This window comes from Chryseobacterium sp. 22543 (assembly GCF_052044565.1).
Taxonomy (GTDB): Bacteria; Bacteroidota; Bacteroidia; order Flavobacteriales; family Weeksellaceae; genus Chryseobacterium.
Genome location: NZ_JBQENH010000003.1, coordinates 418,479 through 434,034, shown reverse-complemented (window position 1 = coordinate 434,034; position 15,556 = coordinate 418,479). Strand labels below are relative to the sequence as shown.

18 protein-coding genes are annotated in these 15,556 nt (G+C 36.3%); 10 read left to right on the top strand and 8 right to left on the bottom strand.

What is annotated here, in order from left to right; genetic code table 11:
- Positions 1 to 258: 258 nt before the first annotated feature.
- From ACTJIP_RS12800 to ACTJIP_RS12780, 5 genes are all read right to left on the bottom strand, one after another.
- Positions 259 to 948 carry a type 1 glutamine amidotransferase domain-containing protein gene (locus ACTJIP_RS12800; RefSeq protein WP_180563785.1) on the bottom strand — a complete coding sequence of 230 codons (690 nt, stop codon included), beginning with the start codon at positions 946 to 948 and terminating at the stop codon, positions 259 to 261.
- Positions 949 to 955: 7 nt separating this feature from the next.
- Complete coding sequence (locus ACTJIP_RS12795; protein WP_440704667.1) at positions 956 to 1,864, bottom strand: helix-turn-helix domain-containing protein; 909 nt, start codon at positions 1,862 to 1,864, stop codon at positions 956 to 958.
- A gap of 119 nt (positions 1,865 to 1,983) precedes the next feature.
- Complete coding sequence (locus tag ACTJIP_RS12790) at positions 1,984 to 2,913, bottom strand: NAD-dependent epimerase/dehydratase family protein (RefSeq protein ID WP_440704666.1); 930 nt, start codon at positions 2,911 to 2,913, stop codon at positions 1,984 to 1,986.
- Between the two features lie 240 nt (positions 2,914 to 3,153).
- Positions 3,154 to 3,546, bottom strand: coding sequence for a DoxX family protein (locus ACTJIP_RS12785; protein ID WP_077417264.1), 393 nt, complete (start codon positions 3,544 to 3,546; stop codon positions 3,154 to 3,156).
- A gap of 130 nt (positions 3,547 to 3,676) precedes the next feature.
- Positions 3,677 to 4,657, bottom strand: coding sequence for a polysaccharide deacetylase family protein (locus ACTJIP_RS12780; RefSeq protein WP_077417262.1), 981 nt, complete (start codon positions 4,655 to 4,657; stop codon positions 3,677 to 3,679).
- A 91-nt stretch (positions 4,658 to 4,748) separates the two neighbouring features.
- Between ACTJIP_RS12780 and ACTJIP_RS12775 the strand changes: the two genes are divergently transcribed.
- The 3 genes from ACTJIP_RS12775 to ACTJIP_RS12765 all read left to right on the top strand — a co-directional run bounded on the left by ACTJIP_RS12775 (position 4,749) and on the right by ACTJIP_RS12765 (position 6,400).
- Positions 4,749 to 5,603, top strand: a complete 855-nt coding sequence (locus ACTJIP_RS12775; protein ID WP_139348536.1) for an AraC family transcriptional regulator — start codon at positions 4,749 to 4,751, stop codon at positions 5,601 to 5,603.
- Between the two features lie 93 nt (positions 5,604 to 5,696).
- On the top strand, positions 5,697 to 6,155 hold the full coding sequence (locus ACTJIP_RS12770; protein ID WP_077417258.1) for an NUDIX hydrolase: 459 nt from the start codon (positions 5,697 to 5,699) through the stop codon (positions 6,153 to 6,155).
- A 17-nt stretch (positions 6,156 to 6,172) separates the two neighbouring features.
- Positions 6,173 to 6,400: a hypothetical protein gene (locus ACTJIP_RS12765; protein WP_077417256.1), complete on the top strand. Its 228-nt coding sequence runs from the start codon at positions 6,173 to 6,175 to the stop codon at positions 6,398 to 6,400.
- A gap of 58 nt (positions 6,401 to 6,458) precedes the next feature.
- Here ACTJIP_RS12765 and ACTJIP_RS12760 read toward each other — a convergent pair whose 3' ends face one another.
- Entirely contained in the window at positions 6,459 to 6,950 is a 492-nt protein-coding gene (locus ACTJIP_RS12760) for a hypothetical protein (protein ID WP_440704665.1), read from the bottom strand.
- 215 nt (positions 6,951 to 7,165) lie between these two features.
- On the opposite strand from ACTJIP_RS12760, the gene ACTJIP_RS12755 reads away from it, so the two are divergent.
- The 3 genes from ACTJIP_RS12755 (at position 7,166) to ACTJIP_RS12745 (ending at position 9,345) form a co-directional block, all read left to right on the top strand.
- The gene (locus ACTJIP_RS12755; protein WP_440704664.1) at positions 7,166 to 8,374 is read left to right on the top strand and encodes a hypothetical protein; all 1,209 of its coding nucleotides are present in this window, start codon (positions 7,166 to 7,168) and stop codon (positions 8,372 to 8,374) included.
- A gap of 55 nt (positions 8,375 to 8,429) precedes the next feature.
- A complete protein-coding gene (locus tag ACTJIP_RS12750; protein ID WP_440704663.1) occupies positions 8,430 to 8,774 on the top strand; it encodes a hypothetical protein in 345 nt (114 codons plus the stop codon).
- A gap of 85 nt (positions 8,775 to 8,859) precedes the next feature.
- A complete protein-coding gene (locus ACTJIP_RS12745) occupies positions 8,860 to 9,345 on the top strand; it encodes a hypothetical protein (protein WP_077417245.1) in 486 nt (161 codons plus the stop codon).
- 71 nt (positions 9,346 to 9,416) lie between these two features.
- On the opposite strand, the gene ACTJIP_RS12740 is transcribed toward ACTJIP_RS12745, so the two are convergent.
- The gene (locus tag ACTJIP_RS12740; RefSeq protein ID WP_077417243.1) at positions 9,417 to 9,806 is read right to left on the bottom strand and encodes a Fur family transcriptional regulator; all 390 of its coding nucleotides are present in this window, start codon (positions 9,804 to 9,806) and stop codon (positions 9,417 to 9,419) included.
- A gap of 86 nt (positions 9,807 to 9,892) precedes the next feature.
- Here ACTJIP_RS12740 and ACTJIP_RS12735 point away from each other — a divergent pair, with 86 nt between their 5' ends.
- From ACTJIP_RS12735 to ACTJIP_RS12725, 3 genes are all read left to right on the top strand, one after another.
- Entirely contained in the window at positions 9,893 to 10,231 is a 339-nt protein-coding gene (locus ACTJIP_RS12735) for a MerC domain-containing protein (RefSeq protein WP_440704662.1), read from the top strand.
- A gap of 4 nt (positions 10,232 to 10,235) precedes the next feature.
- Positions 10,236 to 11,438, top strand: coding sequence for a GTP-binding protein (locus ACTJIP_RS12730; RefSeq protein ID WP_077417239.1), 1,203 nt, complete (start codon positions 10,236 to 10,238; stop codon positions 11,436 to 11,438).
- Positions 11,439 to 11,515: 77 nt separating this feature from the next.
- Complete coding sequence (locus ACTJIP_RS12725; RefSeq protein WP_440704661.1) at positions 11,516 to 12,913, top strand: alkaline phosphatase; 1,398 nt, start codon at positions 11,516 to 11,518, stop codon at positions 12,911 to 12,913.
- 105 nt (positions 12,914 to 13,018) lie between these two features.
- Here the strand turns inward: ACTJIP_RS12725 and ACTJIP_RS12720 are convergent, their stop codons facing one another.
- Positions 13,019 to 14,437 (bottom strand): PLP-dependent aminotransferase family protein, encoded by a 1,419-nt coding sequence (locus ACTJIP_RS12720; protein WP_440704660.1) that lies wholly within the window; start codon positions 14,435 to 14,437, stop codon positions 13,019 to 13,021.
- Between the two features lie 85 nt (positions 14,438 to 14,522).
- Here ACTJIP_RS12720 and ACTJIP_RS12715 point away from each other — a divergent pair, with 85 nt between their 5' ends.
- Complete coding sequence (locus tag ACTJIP_RS12715; protein ID WP_440704659.1) at positions 14,523 to 15,239, top strand: aspartate/glutamate racemase family protein; 717 nt, start codon at positions 14,523 to 14,525, stop codon at positions 15,237 to 15,239.
- The last annotated feature ends 317 nt before the right edge of the window (positions 15,240 to 15,556 follow it).

Sequence of the window (15,556 nt, the reverse complement as noted above, 5' to 3'; positions counted from 1 at the left end):
CTTTATCGGGGTCTTGTTATTTTCTTCAAGAAAGATCTTATTACATTTTTTCTGTGGTTTCTCTTCCGGATTAGAATTACTTATGATTTCTATGGTAGAAAAGGTCGTGTTTTCGGTTTTTGGGATCAGAAAATGGACTAGCATTAAAAATATACTAACTATCTGTATACAATGTAATATTCCATTTTTTCCTGTCATAAATCCCGTACAATTCAGACAAATATAATAAAATATTTATAGCTGCCTTTTAAACGATTATTATTTTTCAAGTTCCCGAACAACTGTTTTAGCCATTTCTTTGGAGCTGAAAGGATTTTGTCCTGTGATCAGATTGTCGTCAATCACCACATTGGAAGTCATAGGGATAAAGGCTTTTCTGTAATGTACACCCCGTTCTTTGAGTGCTGCTTCAAGATTAAAAGGAACTGCATTTTTTCTTCTGGCTAATGTTTCTTCAAACCAGTCGAATCCGGTTATAGATTTTCCTTTAATCATATATTCTCCATCAGATAATCTTACATTCAGCAATCCTCCGACTCCATGACAAATTGCGGCAACCATTTTATGGCTTTCATACTGCTTCCTGAGAACAGCCTGTAATGTGGAGTTATCCGGAAAATCATACATGGTAGCATGTCCGCCTGTCAGATAAACACAATCGAAACAGTTGTTTTCTACTTCATTCAGACTTTTTGTATGAGCCAGTATATCCATAAATACAGGATTTTCATAATAGCTTTTTGAAATTCCGTCAAGCATAAGCGGTTTCAGACTTTCCGGATCAATAGGAGTATTCCCTCCATTCGGAGAAGCAATGGTAATCTGCCATCCTTTTTCCTTTGCAGCATGATAAATATGGGTAAGTTCACTCAGCCACAATCCTGTCTTAAGCTGACTGTTGGCGTATTGGTCTACATTGGTTACGATTAACAAAATATTTTTTATCATAGTAGTATTAATTAAAAGATTTTCTGAATTCTAAAGGGGAAACAGTGGTCTGATTTTTAAACAAACGATGAAAAGACTGTGGATGCTCAAATCCCAGGCTATAAGCAATCTCAGACACGGACATGGTAGTGGTAGACAACAGCTCTTTTGCCTTTTCAATCACTCTGCTTTGAATATGCTGCTGTGTTGTCTGTCCTGTATGAACCCTCAGCATGTCACTTAGATAATTGGGACTTATATTCATCTGTCCTGCCACAAATTGTACGGTAGGAATCCCATTGATCAGCAGTTTTTCATTTTTGAAATAATCATCCAGTAAATTTTCAAGCTGAGTCAAAAGATCATGATTTACTTTTTTCCGGGTTAAAAACTGGCGGTTGTAGAATCTGTCACAGTACTTTAACAGCAGATCAATATTAGATACCAATAAATCCTGGGTAAAACCATCCATATTGGCTTCTATTTCTCTGCTGATATTATCCATGATGTCTGTTACAGATTTTTCTTCTTTATCGGAAAGATACAGTGCTTCATTGGCCATATAAGAGAAGTAGCCATAATCTTTTATTACAGAGGCTAATGGATATCCCTGCAGAAAATCAGGATGTATAACCAGTACATTTCCTCTCACTTCAGAAAGCAGAATATCTTCAAACTGCAATACCTGATGGGGAGCAATAAAATACATAATTCCATCCTCAAAGTCATAATAATGCTGTCCATATTTACATCTTCCCGTGCAATCCTTTTTAATGGAAATCACATAAAAATCTGTAGTCACGGCACTCAGAATAGTTTCCGGATCAATATTCACTTCATTAAAATCAAACACACTGATCAGAGGGTTGGAAGGCCTTTTCAGCTTCAGATAGTTGTGTAATGCTGTGATAGAGGTTACTTTTTCAGGAGCTTTCATTTTTTCGTTTATTTTTAACCACCCCGTCAAAAATTCTTTGAATTTTCGCCACCCCTCCGAAGAAGGGGAATATGCAGCCCTTCGGTTGTGGTATTGGTTTTTCTAAGTCACTTATTTTATTAAAGTTGCTGTTCTTTTTTTATCTGTTCAATTCCCTGCCTGTAGGGAGTTATCTGAAATTCCGGGAACCTTTTCCTGAATTTTGAATCATCAAAAAGGTTGTCATATTTATATCTTGGAAGCAGTTCCAGTAACTCTTTTGCATTTTTATTGAATAAAGATCCTATTTTAAAAGCCAGATTAGGAATTACAGAATACCCGAATTCTTTTCCATAGATCTGAGACGTCAATGCAATGAACTTATTATAGCTTAACTTATTATCGTCTACCGGCAAATGCCAGGTTTGCCCATAAGCATCAGCAGTATTTCCAATTAAAGCTGTAGCGCGGCTTGCATCAGGTGTCCAGATCAGACTTCGAAGTTTATCATCTCTTAACGGAACTTTCAGTTTTTTATCTTCTTTAATGGCATTAAAAATAAGACTATTGGTAATACTTTGAGTTTTCCCGGGACCATAAAATTCAGGAGCTCTGCAGATCACAGCTTCTATTGTTCCGGCTTCCATTTCTTTTAAAAGCATGTCTGCCATCTGTTTTCTTACTCTTCCTTTTCTGCCTACAGGAGCAAATTGGGTATGTTCCGTCAAAACTTCATTATTTTGAGGGTACATATAAGTATTATCAAAAAATACAAGCTTCGTCCCGTTGATTTTACAGGCTTCAATTACATTTTTCAATATTGTCAAAAATTGTTTTTCCCACAAATCTGTATCCATAGGAAGTCCAAGTGTGAAATAGGCAATTTCGGTTCCTTTCACGGCTTCTATTGCTTTTCCCCTGTCTGATAAATCTGCAGAGAAAACAGTATCAGTATCGTTTACTTTTTTAGCATTTCTGCTGACAATACGAATGTCTGAAGTATAATTTCTTTTTAATTCTCTTGCCAGTTCCTCACCAATCTGCCCATTGGCTCCTAATATCGTTTGCATCATTTCTAATTTTGAGGGTTATATATTGCATTGAAAATAAATAAATACTTTCAGTTGCTTTTATTTCTAATGCAAAATTCGGGCATAATCATAAAAACAGAGTAGCTGAATCCATGAAAGTTGTAACATAATCTCTGAGATCATAAAAAAGCTGAGAAAGTAAAGATTACAACACTTGAATAATTTATTTTTTATTCCTCATTGTTTCCTTTTCTTTCCCAGCTTTAACTGCTGGCTTTTTTAATTTTTTCTATCCAGAGCCAGATAATTGTCATCAATTCTGCTGATCAGAATGTAGAACAAACCTGCATAGATCATCTGAATACCCATGGCTTCCCAGTTTTCCACCGTACTGCTTCCAAAAAGAAGCAAGATGATCAGGGAAGCTCCAGCAATAGTAGAGATACGGGTTTTGAAACCAATCATCAGCAGTAATCCGATAATAAATTCTAAAAAGGGGAGTGTGATCCCAAAGAGATGTACCAACGGCTCTGGAAGCCAGCTTGTTTCAAAACCCTTCACCATTCCTGATGCAAAATCCTGTAGTTTTATCAATCGGACCAATCCGTGTCCTAAAAGATTTATTCCCATCGAAACACGAAGGAAAAAATAGGCTGTTTTTGTATTATTCATAAAGATATTTTTTGGATAGAAGATCGAAGCCTGAAGATGGAAGTTATATATCCGGTATGATTCACTTTACTGTCTTTTTTATCTGTTTCAATTAACCGGTAATTTGTTTTTGCAGACTTTAATAACTTCCTTACTTATTAAACTTTTCTTCGCTATTATCAACAGGAGTTTCAGGATCATTCATTACCATTTTGGCTATATCATCTTTTCTCATAAAGACGACCCCTTGTTTTTCTTTGGTATATTTTATAAACTCTTCCATTGCATGTACCATTGCGGGAGTACCACCAATTCTGTCGTGAAAGCTGATGCTCATCATTCTTCTCTTTGATGCGCCTTCTTCATAAAGACGGTCAAATTCAAATTTTAATTGGTTTAAAAACTGATCAGGACTCCAGTGCTTGCCTTCAATATTCACGATATCATTATTACGCAATGTGTAAGGGATTACAGCAAAATTTTTCCCTTTTACTTTGGTAATAAAGGGTTCATCATGGCTTACATCATCTATGTGATACAAAAAGCCGAGTTCCTGTAAAACTTTAAGCGTATTCGGACCTCTTCGAAGCCAATTAGCGTTATAACCTACAGCTTTCTGGCCTGTAATTTTTTCAACAACATCTACGCCCTGTTTCACAAAATTCAACTCATCAGCATAATTCTTATTCCACTGATTATCCCAGGTAAAACCATGAGCTGCAATTTCATGGCCTCCGTTGGCAATAGCTTTTGCCACTTCCGGATACTTTTCTGCTGCTGTTCCCACTACATGGGAGGTTACTTTAATGTCATATTTTTTCCATAGATCCAGCATTCTGTAAATTCCTTCATTTCCTCCATAACGATACCAGCTTTCTGCCGGAAGATCCGGTTGGCCTTTAGGAAGTGGAGTGCCACTGAAAGGACTTTCAGCACCCTCAGGCTGTCCGCCTGTTTCAAATTGCATAGAAACTGAAATTACCAGCTGAGCCCCATTAGGCCAATGTTTTTTTGTTAAAGTCTTTGTTTCAGATAGATCTTTTTTTACTCTTTTATCCTTGTCGTGATCAGAAAAAGACATCAGAACGATTGTTGAAGCAGCCAACAGTATTGATTGTTTTATATATTTCATTTTGAATGTATTTAATAGGACAAAATTGATCAATAATGAATCAGGATATATTGTAAAAATTAATGGTAAATTTGTAAAAATCCATTCTTTCATGAAACGAATCGTTAATTTCAATTCTTTTAATGTTTTCAGCATTGAAAAAGAAATCTGGGATGTTGAATATCACAATCATAACTTTTATGAACTGATTATCATAGAAAGTGGAAAAGGGCTTCATCATCTCAACAATATTACTTTTCCTTACAAAAAGGGAGATGTTTTTCTCCTGCGGCCCAGCGATGGCCATGAGTTTTCTATTACCAATAAAACACGATTTATTTATATAAAATTTACAGAACAGTACATATGGGAAAATTTGCTCTCCAATAAAAAGAATGAGCTGAAAAAAGTTGTTCAGCTCATGATGGAAGATCATTCTTTTGTATACGAATCAGTGATCAAATGTAAAACGGATAGGGAACATCTGCTGCAGCTGGCCCGAATTCTTCTGTACGAGTTCAGCCATAAAAACACTTATAATAAAGAGATAAGTTCAGATCTTTTCTCTGCTATTATTACTATTCTGATCCGGAACACGATGAGCAATATCACAGCTAAAAACTGGATTACTCAAAACCTGAGCAGAATTGAAAGGATATTATATTATATCAATATTAATGCTTTAGATGGGGATAAAATGAAAATTGAAAATCTGGCCAGAGAGTTTATGCTTTCTCCTAATTATATCAGTATTTACATCAAAAAACAGACAGGATTTTCAATACAGCAACATGTGATGCAGCATAAAATGAAAACTGCAGAAAAACTTTTGCTTCAGAGTCATTACAACATCAGTGAGATTTCAGATAAACTGGGCTTCAATGATGCCAGCCACTTCAATAAAATATTCAAAGGGTATAAGGAAGTGTCTCCTTCTGAGTTTAAAAAGAGATCAATGGTGAAATAATGAAGATAAGTTTCATTTCAACTTTCTTAATGATTTTCTTTCCAGCTCAATTAATCTATTTTTTATATCTTTAATAATCAAACCTTTAAGCTTATGAAAGCGAGTGCCGGGATTTTACTCTTTAAAAAAGAAAAAGACAGACTGTATTACTTTCTGGTTCATCCTGGCGGACCTTTCTGGAAAAATAAAGACCTGGGAGCATGGTCTATTCCAAAAGGAGAGCTTCTTCCAGATGAAAATCCATTGGATCGTGCATTAACGGAATTTAAAGAAGAAACAGGGAAAACAGTGGAAGGGAACTTTGTTGAATTGTCACCCATTAAGCAAAAAGGAGGGAAAATAGTTTATGCCTGGGCATTGAAGGGTCACATAGATACTTCAGATCTTTACAGCAATACCTTCTCTATGGAATGGCCACCCAAATCCGGTAAAATAATAGAAATTCCCGAAGTAGATCAATGGGAATGGTTTACTTCAGAAGAAGCACAACAACGCATTAATATTGCACAGAAAGATTTCATTACAGAACTCGAAAATATAGTAAAAAAATAACACCTTAAAACAAAGCCATGAAAAAATTAAACAGAAAAACATTAAAAAACATTGTTGGAGAAATTGGTATAGAGCTGAACCTTCCCCTTCCTGTTGGCATCTGTCTTGGAAATCTACTTTCCTTGTGTCCTCCTCATTCTCATTGCCGCGCAGATGAAAGATGCTATCCTGATGCAGTGGGTCCCTGTATCAACGGGCTGTGTCCTTCAGGCTATCACTGCCATTCAGGAGAATGTGTAAGATAAAAAATCAAAACAAAAAGACGTTTATCAATCTGATAAACGTTTTTTATATATTAAAGTTTTATCTCTTTATTCCGATTGCCCTTAATGCACTGGATGTCAAAAAGATATCATCAAACACCGTAAGTGATTCTACATCATTTAATCCTGAAGGAATCAGGTCATTTTTATTAAAAGATAATTCGATAGAAGCATCATATGAAGCGATGATTCTCACTTTTGAATATCCGTTATAATCTACTTTAAAACCTTCAAACATACAGTTTTGTTCTGCCTTCTGATATTCGCCGTATTCTTCAAAACCTGCAATATCAGTTCTTTTTCCGTCATTATGGTCAAGGGATTTCCATGAGTCATAATTTTTAGGTTCTTTCAGAATATTTCCTTCACGATCTAAAGGAACAAACATTCCAAGAGTTAAACGCTTCTTTAAAAAATTGGCATAATTATTCATCAGATTTAAAATCTGAAGATCAGCATATCCTTCGTGTGAATAATATTCCAGCACGAAAGTGGTCATCGGAATCAGCTTATGAGAAGCATCAGTCGGCATAATTAGTCTTTACTTTTTTTTGGCCGATAAAAATAGTATTTTTATTTACTCTACCCAATGGAAGTAAGTGAATAGGATGGAATTTATACCGATTCTGAATAACAATAAGTATAGAACAACCCTTCATTTTTAGTATTTTTGAAGGAAATAACCTTATAGCAATAACCCATCCACTTGAAAAAACTGGAGATTTTTTACCCTTTACAAATTATTATATGTTGAAAAAAATACTTTTAGGAGCCAGCATCATTCATTGTTGCTTTTACAATACTATGGCTCAGAGCCCTGATCAACACCCGGTTTATACATCCGAATGGGGACATCTTTACCGAGATCAAGGAAATAATAAGGATCTTCTGGGGATATTTTCTACCGAAGCTCCGGTTTATCTTCTCGATTCTACCCGTACACAATACAAAGTACAGGTAAGCAACGGTGATATTGGCTTTATAGATCGTCAGCCTTTACAAAAAAACATGCGTGGAAAGAAATCTGCGGATGAACCCGCTCAGTATTTTTATAGAGGAACACAAGGATATCAGTGCCCACATTATTATGTACAGGTATCAGAATTGCGTGTAAGGAAAGCTCCTACAACAGAAAGTGCAGCAATCCGAAGAGCTGCTTTAAATGAAATGGTTTGTATTGATTATGTTCCTCTATATGAGGACGGCTGGATCTACATTGGTGATCATTTCCACGAAAATCCCGCATATATCCAAATGAAATATCTGGGTACTGAACTTACCTATGAAAAAGTATTGAAAGACTACCTGGCAGCGAAGGGCAAAGACAGAGAAAAAGAACTGGCTCAGGTTGGAAGACTACGTGAAATGGCATGGATTGGGGATAAAAATCTTAAACAAGCCTTACAATACTGGAAAGAATCCAATACCGGTATAGAAAACCCAAAGATAGATATCGATTTTGAACTTCTTCTGGCAGATCAATTTGCAAAAAAGCCAGGTACACAGGCTTATGAAAAGAAATTGAAAGCATTAAATATGCATTTCCTATGGAAGGAAACCTCTCTTTTTGACGGAAAAATCACAGATGCACAGATGAGACAACTGGAGATGCAGAAGGTTAAAGAGATCCCCAATATGCCGGAATGCGGCTGGGAACCTCAATATTTTTATAGAACACCTAATATTATTATTGCTTTTGAAGAATATAAAGGAAAAGTTTCTGGAAGTATCTATAAAATGTCTTTCAGTAATGGTGAAGCTTTAGTCTTAGGAAATGAGCGTATGGATTCCAATTATGATGAAAGAAATTTTGTAACCCGTTTTGGGGATATGCTGTCTGCACGCTGGATTTCTTCTCCCCACGAATATTACATACAGAATGGAGATGCAGGACTCTTTATTTTTACTTTTAAAGATGGAAAACTTTTCAGCTATGAATGTATGTACTATTGCTAGAATATATTTGATTATTATTTACATTAAAATTATATAATTCTAAGATTTACATCTCATGATTAATGATCCAATTTACTTAGCTGCAGACACCTCTATATTTGGTTTCAAGATGGCAGAACTCGTTGCAGACAAACTTCAGAAAGGTTATTTTCTTGGATATCGGCACCGTGATTTTTGCGGAATGGCCATGAAAATGGACAAAAAAAATCAATTTCTATATGGAGAGCTTTATGATGGGATTGATTTTTCATTTCCAATGGTTTTTAAAAACAGAGAACTATTTGTTTTATGGCTTTCTAAACAATCCACCGCATCACTGGCCCGACTGGATGATGATGATTTTTATAGAGCAAACCAGGTAATTACAAGACAACGCTTACTGGAATTTATAAAAGACTAATAATGTGCTAAAAATCTAGTCCTATTCTCCAACAACAGTGATTAAATTTAAAGCTGTATCTTTACGCTACCAAACAAAATATTATATGTCATTTATTACACCGGAAGGAGCCAGGAAGGCTCAGCTATCCCTATCAGAAAGAGCACCCGTTGCTCATGCTATTCTCTCAGGAGCAGAGAATATTTCGAAATACAACAGTGGAGTATGTCATGATGTGGTAGCCTATGCTTTATATATGCGTGGTGCCTCTATAAGTCCTGCTCAGCTGGCAGAATCAGCCGGACAAAAATGGTTAACTGTATTTAACTATCCTTCAGGAGAAAAGTGGGACGGATATTCACCAATTCCTGCAGGAAAAGCTATTGGTTTCTACAGACTTATTGATAAAACCTTCTTTCATTCAGCAGTTACAACAGGAAAAGGAAATGAAATAAGATCTGTTAACGGATTTTCATTAGGTTCTGCATGGTCTGTACCTGTAGATATGAAATGGGTATTAGGCAAAAGAAATTCTGACGGCACATTCAATTATGATGGTACCAAAATAGAAGTCTATATCTCTTCTTTATAGTCGAAATTTCATTGTGATAAAAACAGGCAGATTTGCAAATTAGCAGATTTGCCTGTTTATTATGTATCATCCTAAGCATCAGCACATTTCGGACATATCCCGCTGATGATAAAATTGTACTCCTGTGCAATAAAATGTTCCGGTAAACTGAATTCCGGAATCGCGTTTTCAATACACGTCACAGAATGACATTCTTTGCAGTTGAAATGAACATGATTATGAAAATGTTTTTCGTGAGTACATTTCCCGCTGCACTTTGCAAAATTCACCACACCGTCAATATTAACGATCTTGTGAATAGCCCCTTCATTTTCAAGCCTTTCCAATACCCTGTAAATTGTTACTCTATTGCATAGATCACCCAATTTTTTCTGTATATCAGAATGGGTAAGGGCTATATCTGAGGCATTGATAAGACTTAAAATTTCAGTTTTAGCATGCGTGTTTCTAACTTGTTTCATGTTTTAATGCAACAAAGTTGCTTTATTTGGATTTTTATTTATACTTTTGCAACAAAGTTACAATAAGAAAATCAATCCATACTATTATGAAGTCAAAAATTCTTGATGCTGTAGGACTCTCCGCTGCTGTTTTATGCCTGATTCATTGTATTGTCTTCCCATTATTACTGATTGTCCCTTTGGGAATATCGCATAATCCCTATATTGATTTGGGGTTCCTTTGTATTGGTACCATTATCGTGTTCAGAGTAACCAAAAAGATAACCAACCGCTGGTTGAAACTTTTATTCTGGATATCCGTTTCTCTCATCTTTATTTCTGTACTCACAGATCTGATCTTTGAAATTCATATTCCTCTGATCTATCTTGGAACTGCGGGTTTAATTACTGGACATATCATCAATTTTAAAAATCATAAACATTAAATATATGACGAAGAAACTTCCTGTAACGGTACTCAGTGGTTTTTTGGGAGCTGGAAAAACCACATTACTCAATCATATTCTGCATAATAGACAAGGCTTGAAAGTAGCAGTCATTGTGAATGATATGAGCGAAGTGAATATTGATGCCCGTCTTATTGAAAATCAAAATACTCTTTCAAGAACGGAAGAAAAGCTGGTAGAAATGAGCAACGGATGTATCTGCTGTACACTCCGCGAAGATCTGATGGTAGAAGTAGAACGTCTTGCTCACGAAAATCGTTTTGATTACCTATTGATAGAGAGCACGGGAATCAGTGAGCCCATTCCGGTTGCCCAAACCTTTACCTATATAGATGATGAGAGTGGAATAGACCTTTCCCGCTTCAGCTATGTAGATACGATGGTAACTGTAGTGGATTGTTTCAATTTTATGAAAGATTTCGGTTCCAATGAACTGTTGATGGATCGTGACCTTACCGATATGGAAGGAGATTATAGAACCATTGTCAATCTTCTTACGGACCAGATTGAGTTTGCCAATGTGATTATTTTAAACAAAACAGATCTTATCAACTCCGAAACACTTGGATTTTTAAAAGCTGCCATTAAAAAATTAAATCCTGATGCTGTCATTCTACATTCCGAATTTGGTAAGATTGAACCTCAGCAGATTTTAAATACTCAACTTTTTGATTTTGATGAAGCACAATCTTCAGCTGGCTGGCAAAAAGAATTACAATCTGAGCATCATACTCCTGAAACTGAGGAATATGGAATCAGCTCTCTGGTTTTCAGAGATAGAAAACCGTTTCACCCTGTAAGGCTCTGGAACTATTTGAATCATCATTACCCTGAAGGAACAATAAGGGCAAAAGGATTGTTCTGGCTGGCCTCAAGGCCAGATGATGCTTTGAATTTTTCCCAGGCCGGAGGATCTTTCCGTCTGGAAAAAGCTGGAGTATGGTGGGGCAGCATGCCTATGAACCAACGCGCACTGTATTCTTCATTTGCAGAAAATCAGGAATTTATAGAAAGCAGATGGGATAAAAACTGGGGCGACAGAATCAATGAGCTTGTATTTATCGGGCAGAACCTGGATAAAGATCAAATGGTGTCAGACCTGCAGCATTGTCTTATTAATGAGCAGGAAAAAGAATTGTTTGATCAGAAACAACCTTTTGAAGATCCTTTTCCAATAGATATTTAAAATTAACCTTTAATTAATGCAACTTTGTTTCGATAAAAAACTAAATACAATAACTTACCACCTTATTTCAAAACAATATGGACAGAAGAAAATTTCTAAAAGGTTCAGCATTACTTTCAGGGTTATTTACTTTATCACCGACTGACCTCTGGAGCTTCGGGAGGGCTATAGAAAATCCGCGGACAGGAAAAGCAAAGAACATCATCTTTATGGTAAGTGACGGGATGAGTCTTGGAACACTTTCAATGGCAGATCTGTATTCCCGGAATATTTTGGGAAAAGGGAGTAACTGGCTCAATCTGTATCATGAGAAAAAAGTGACACGAGCCTTGATGGACACTGCCTCTGCAAGTTCTATTGTAACGGATTCCGCTGCAGCAAGTTCCGCTTTCGGAGGAGGAATAAGAGTCAAGAATGGAGTCCTGAATATGGGACCCAACGGTGAAAAACATCTTCCCATATGGCAGCAATATAAAAAAGCAGGAAAAAAAGCAGGCTGTGTGACAACCGTTACCATTACACATGCCACTCCTGCAGGATTTTGTGTAAATTCTTCAAAAAGAAATGCAGAACCCCAAATCGCTGAAATGTATGCCGAGCTGGAACTGGATGTGCTGTTAGGAGGTGGAGACGAATTTTTTAATCCTGCCAAAAGAGAAGACAAGAAAGATATCTATTCTGTGTACAGCAAAAAAGGATACAGAATTTTAAAAAAACAAACCGACCTTAAAGAAATCAAAAAAGGAGAAAAATTATTAGGAATATTCAGTACAGGAGCCCTGCCTTACAGCATTGACAGAACCCATGTTCAGGAATTCAAAAATACACCGACTCTTGCAGAAATGGCAAAGACCGCCATTGATCAGCTGAAAGATCATCCCAGCGGTTTTGTTCTTCATATAGAAGCCGGAAAAGTAGACTGGGCTGCCCATGCCAACGATGTTGCAGCACTCATTCATGATCAGCTTGCATTTGATGAAGCTGTAAAAACGGTAATAGATTTTGCCGAAAAAGATGGAAATACCTTAGTCATCATCACTACAGACCATGGAAATGCCAATCCCGGAACGATTTACGGAACTGATGCCACCACAAATTTTAACAGTATTTCAAACTATCAATATACCAATGAATATATTCTGAACAAAATTCAGAAAGACTATTCGGTAAAAGATATTAAAAACTGGGTTTATGAGAGCAACAAAATTGTGCTGAATGATGATGAAGCCAAACATCTGCTAAGCTTTTACAACGGACTTGAAAAAGAGGAAGAAGGACTTTATAATTATAAAAAACTGCCCTTTAAACTCTACTCAGAAATTCAGAAAAGCAGAAATTCTGTAGGCTGGATCAGCATGGACCATTCCGGAGATTATGTGGAAGTAGCGGCTTTTGGTCCCGGAAATGAATTTTTACAGCCTTTTATTAAAAATACAGACCTCCATGATCTGATGCTGAAAGCCTGTTTGATATAGACATTCATATTTTTTCATATTTAATTATTTGGGAGATACGAGGCGGATTGATTGTGTCCGCCTTGTTTTTTTATTTATCATCAGATCTTATGAGTTCTGATTTATTTACATACTCTTTATAATATCGCCTAATCTTTTCAGAGCTTTTTCTACTTTATCATTCCAAACGTTATTGCAGCTGATCCGGATATAGTTTCGGTAATTTCCATTATTGGAAAACAGCGGTCCCGGAGCAAAATTTACAAACTGGTCAATAGCTTTTTTCTGAAGCTCAAATGCATCAATATGGGCAGGCAGCTCTATCCATACTACCAAACCTCCTTCAGGCCGGCTCATCCGGATATCAGATGGGAAATATTTTTCTATCGCCTGAATAGTCAATAGCATCAGTCTGTGCAGTTCAGGTCTAAGTTTGCGCAGGTGACGGTCATAGGCTCCTGTTTTCAGTAGCTGTAACAAAGAAGATTGTATGATGCTTGCTGTTGCAACATTAGTCACAGCTTTTAATCTGGCCACCTGTTCTGAAAACCGTCCTGCAGCACACCAGCCGATTCTGTAACCAGGGGCAGCCGATTTAGAAAAAGAGGAGCAAAGCATAACCCAGCCATTATTGTCATAGCTTTTTATAGTGGTTGGGCGCTGTGTCTGGAAATGTAAATCTCCATAAATATCATCTTCTATAACCGGAACCTGCATTCTTTCGGCAAAAGCGGCTATTGCTGATTTCTTTTCATTATTTAAAGTAATACCATTCGGATTGTTAAAATTTGAAATTAACAGGCAGGCAGAAATCTTTTGTCTGCTGCAGATTTCTGCCAATTCCTGAATATTGATTCCGGTTAAAGGGCAGCCGGAGAATTCAATGACTTTGAGATCAAGGCTTTCTATTGTCTGCAATATACCATGGTAGATTGGAGACTGCACAAGTACCGTATCACCCGTTTTTGCTGCAGCACGCAGGCAAAGACTTACTGCTTCCAATGTACCATTCGTAATAATCACATCATCAGCTGTAATATTACCCTGCCAAAGGAAAGACCTGCGGGCAATTTCGGTTCTCAACTGACTATTTCCTGCAGCAGACTCATACTGTAAATGCTGACCTGTTAAATCTCTGGAAGCCTGCTGTAAGCTTCTCCGTAAAGCATTAAAAGGCAGAAGATCCGGATGTAAAACAGCGTTGAAAAATGAAACATAAGATTTGTTTTCAGAATCCGGAAATGAGACTTCCTGTAACACTTTTCCGATTGCTATTTTTTGAGCAAGAGTATTGTTTTCGGCCTGTTTTGGCAGACTTACAGAAGAAACTGAGGTACGGAGCACAACAAATCCTGACCTTTCTTTTCCTGCTACCAACCCCTTATCTTCCAATAGAGTGAAAGCTTTCAGAATAGTACCAACACTTATTTTAAACTGCTGCCGGATACTGCGTAATGATGGAAGTTTAGCTCCCACAGGATATGTTCCGTTATTGATGGAAAGCTCAAACTTATCCGCAAGTGCAATATATTGAAAATCTTTCATCTGTTATACTAATATATTCATTTTTTGTATCTGTTACAACACAGCAAAGATATCTACTTTTACTGAACAAAAAAATAAGAAGAATATGAAAAAATTAGGATTGGTAGGAGGCATCAGCTGGGCTTCTACTTTAGACTATTACCGTCTTTTAAATGAAGGAATAAATCAGCAACTGGGTGGATTGAATTTTGCGGAATGTATTATTTATTCTGTCAACTTCAACCATTTTCAGCAATTTAATGCAGAGTATGACTGGGATGCAACTTTTGAACTTCTCTACAATGCTGCCGAAAATTTAAAAAAATCAGGTGCGGAAGCTATTGTACTTTGTGCCAACACTGCTCATATTGTTGCCGACAGGATTGAAGAACAAATAGAATTACCGCTCATTCATATTACAACTGCTACAGCCAATGCCGTTAAACGAAAAGGATTAAAAAGAATCGGTTTGCTAGGAACAAGCTATACGATGGAGCTGGATTTTTATAGGGATAAACTGATAGAAGGCGGTCTGGAGCCCCTGATTCCTGAAAAAAGTGAAGACAGAGATTATATCGAGGATATTTTAAGAAATGAATTAAGCAGAGGAATTATTAATCCTGAAACCAAAAAAAAATATCTGAAGATTATCCAGGAGCTTATAGACCGTGGAGCAGAGGGAATTATTCTAGGCTGCACAGAAATTCCGCTTCTGATCAAGCAGGAAGATGTTGCTGTTCCGGTATTTGATACCATTCAAATTCATGTAGATGCTGCTGTAGCATTTGCCGTTTCAAAGGACAATATAACAGTTGTTCCATAAAACATTAAAATACAATTAAATACAGTTCAATTTAAAAGAAACCAATAATAATTAATTAGTTTAATTTACTAACGGTTTCAACTATAAGTACCATATCATCAGATGTGGTACTTTTTATTTCCATAATGCCTATTATTTCTTTAAAAATCCAGAATTCACTTCAATTAATTTGAAATAAACAGGTATATACCTTTATTATAAAATTTACTATAATGGAATATAAAATTATTTCGTACTTTGGTTTACTTATTAAAATAATAATTTAAAGCACTTAAAAATGTTTAAAATATAAACTTTAAGGATCTGATTATCATTTT

Coding starts and splice junctions, on each gene's coding strand:
- ACTJIP_RS12800 (WP_180563785.1), bottom strand. CDS start 948: ATGATAAAAAATATTTTGTTAATCGTAACCAATGTAGACCAATACGCC.
- ACTJIP_RS12795 (WP_440704667.1), bottom strand. CDS start 1,864: ATGAAAGCTCCTGAAAAAGTAACCTCTATCACAGCATTACACAACTAT.
- ACTJIP_RS12790 (WP_440704666.1), bottom strand. CDS start 2,913: ATGCAAACGATATTAGGAGCCAATGGGCAGATTGGTGAGGAACTGGCA.
- ACTJIP_RS12785 (WP_077417264.1), bottom strand. CDS start 3,546: ATGAATAATACAAAAACAGCCTATTTTTTCCTTCGTGTTTCGATGGGA.
- ACTJIP_RS12780 (WP_077417262.1), bottom strand. CDS start 4,657: ATGAAATATATAAAACAATCAATACTGTTGGCTGCTTCAACAATCGTT.
- ACTJIP_RS12775 (WP_139348536.1), top strand. CDS start 4,749: ATGAAACGAATCGTTAATTTCAATTCTTTTAATGTTTTCAGCATTGAA.
- ACTJIP_RS12770 (WP_077417258.1), top strand. CDS start 5,697: ATGAAAGCGAGTGCCGGGATTTTACTCTTTAAAAAAGAAAAAGACAGA.
- ACTJIP_RS12765 (WP_077417256.1), top strand. CDS start 6,173: ATGAAAAAATTAAACAGAAAAACATTAAAAAACATTGTTGGAGAAATT.
- ACTJIP_RS12760 (WP_440704665.1), bottom strand. CDS start 6,950: ATGCCGACTGATGCTTCTCATAAGCTGATTCCGATGACCACTTTCGTG.
- ACTJIP_RS12755 (WP_440704664.1), top strand. CDS start 7,166: ATGTTGAAAAAAATACTTTTAGGAGCCAGCATCATTCATTGTTGCTTT.
- ACTJIP_RS12750 (WP_440704663.1), top strand. CDS start 8,430: ATGATTAATGATCCAATTTACTTAGCTGCAGACACCTCTATATTTGGT.
- ACTJIP_RS12745 (WP_077417245.1), top strand. CDS start 8,860: ATGTCATTTATTACACCGGAAGGAGCCAGGAAGGCTCAGCTATCCCTA.
- ACTJIP_RS12740 (WP_077417243.1), bottom strand. CDS start 9,806: ATGAAACAAGTTAGAAACACGCATGCTAAAACTGAAATTTTAAGTCTT.
- ACTJIP_RS12735 (WP_440704662.1), top strand. CDS start 9,893: ATGAAGTCAAAAATTCTTGATGCTGTAGGACTCTCCGCTGCTGTTTTA.
- ACTJIP_RS12730 (WP_077417239.1), top strand. CDS start 10,236: ATGACGAAGAAACTTCCTGTAACGGTACTCAGTGGTTTTTTGGGAGCT.
- ACTJIP_RS12725 (WP_440704661.1), top strand. CDS start 11,516: ATGGACAGAAGAAAATTTCTAAAAGGTTCAGCATTACTTTCAGGGTTA.
- ACTJIP_RS12720 (WP_440704660.1), bottom strand. CDS start 14,437: ATGAAAGATTTTCAATATATTGCACTTGCGGATAAGTTTGAGCTTTCC.
- ACTJIP_RS12715 (WP_440704659.1), top strand. CDS start 14,523: ATGAAAAAATTAGGATTGGTAGGAGGCATCAGCTGGGCTTCTACTTTA.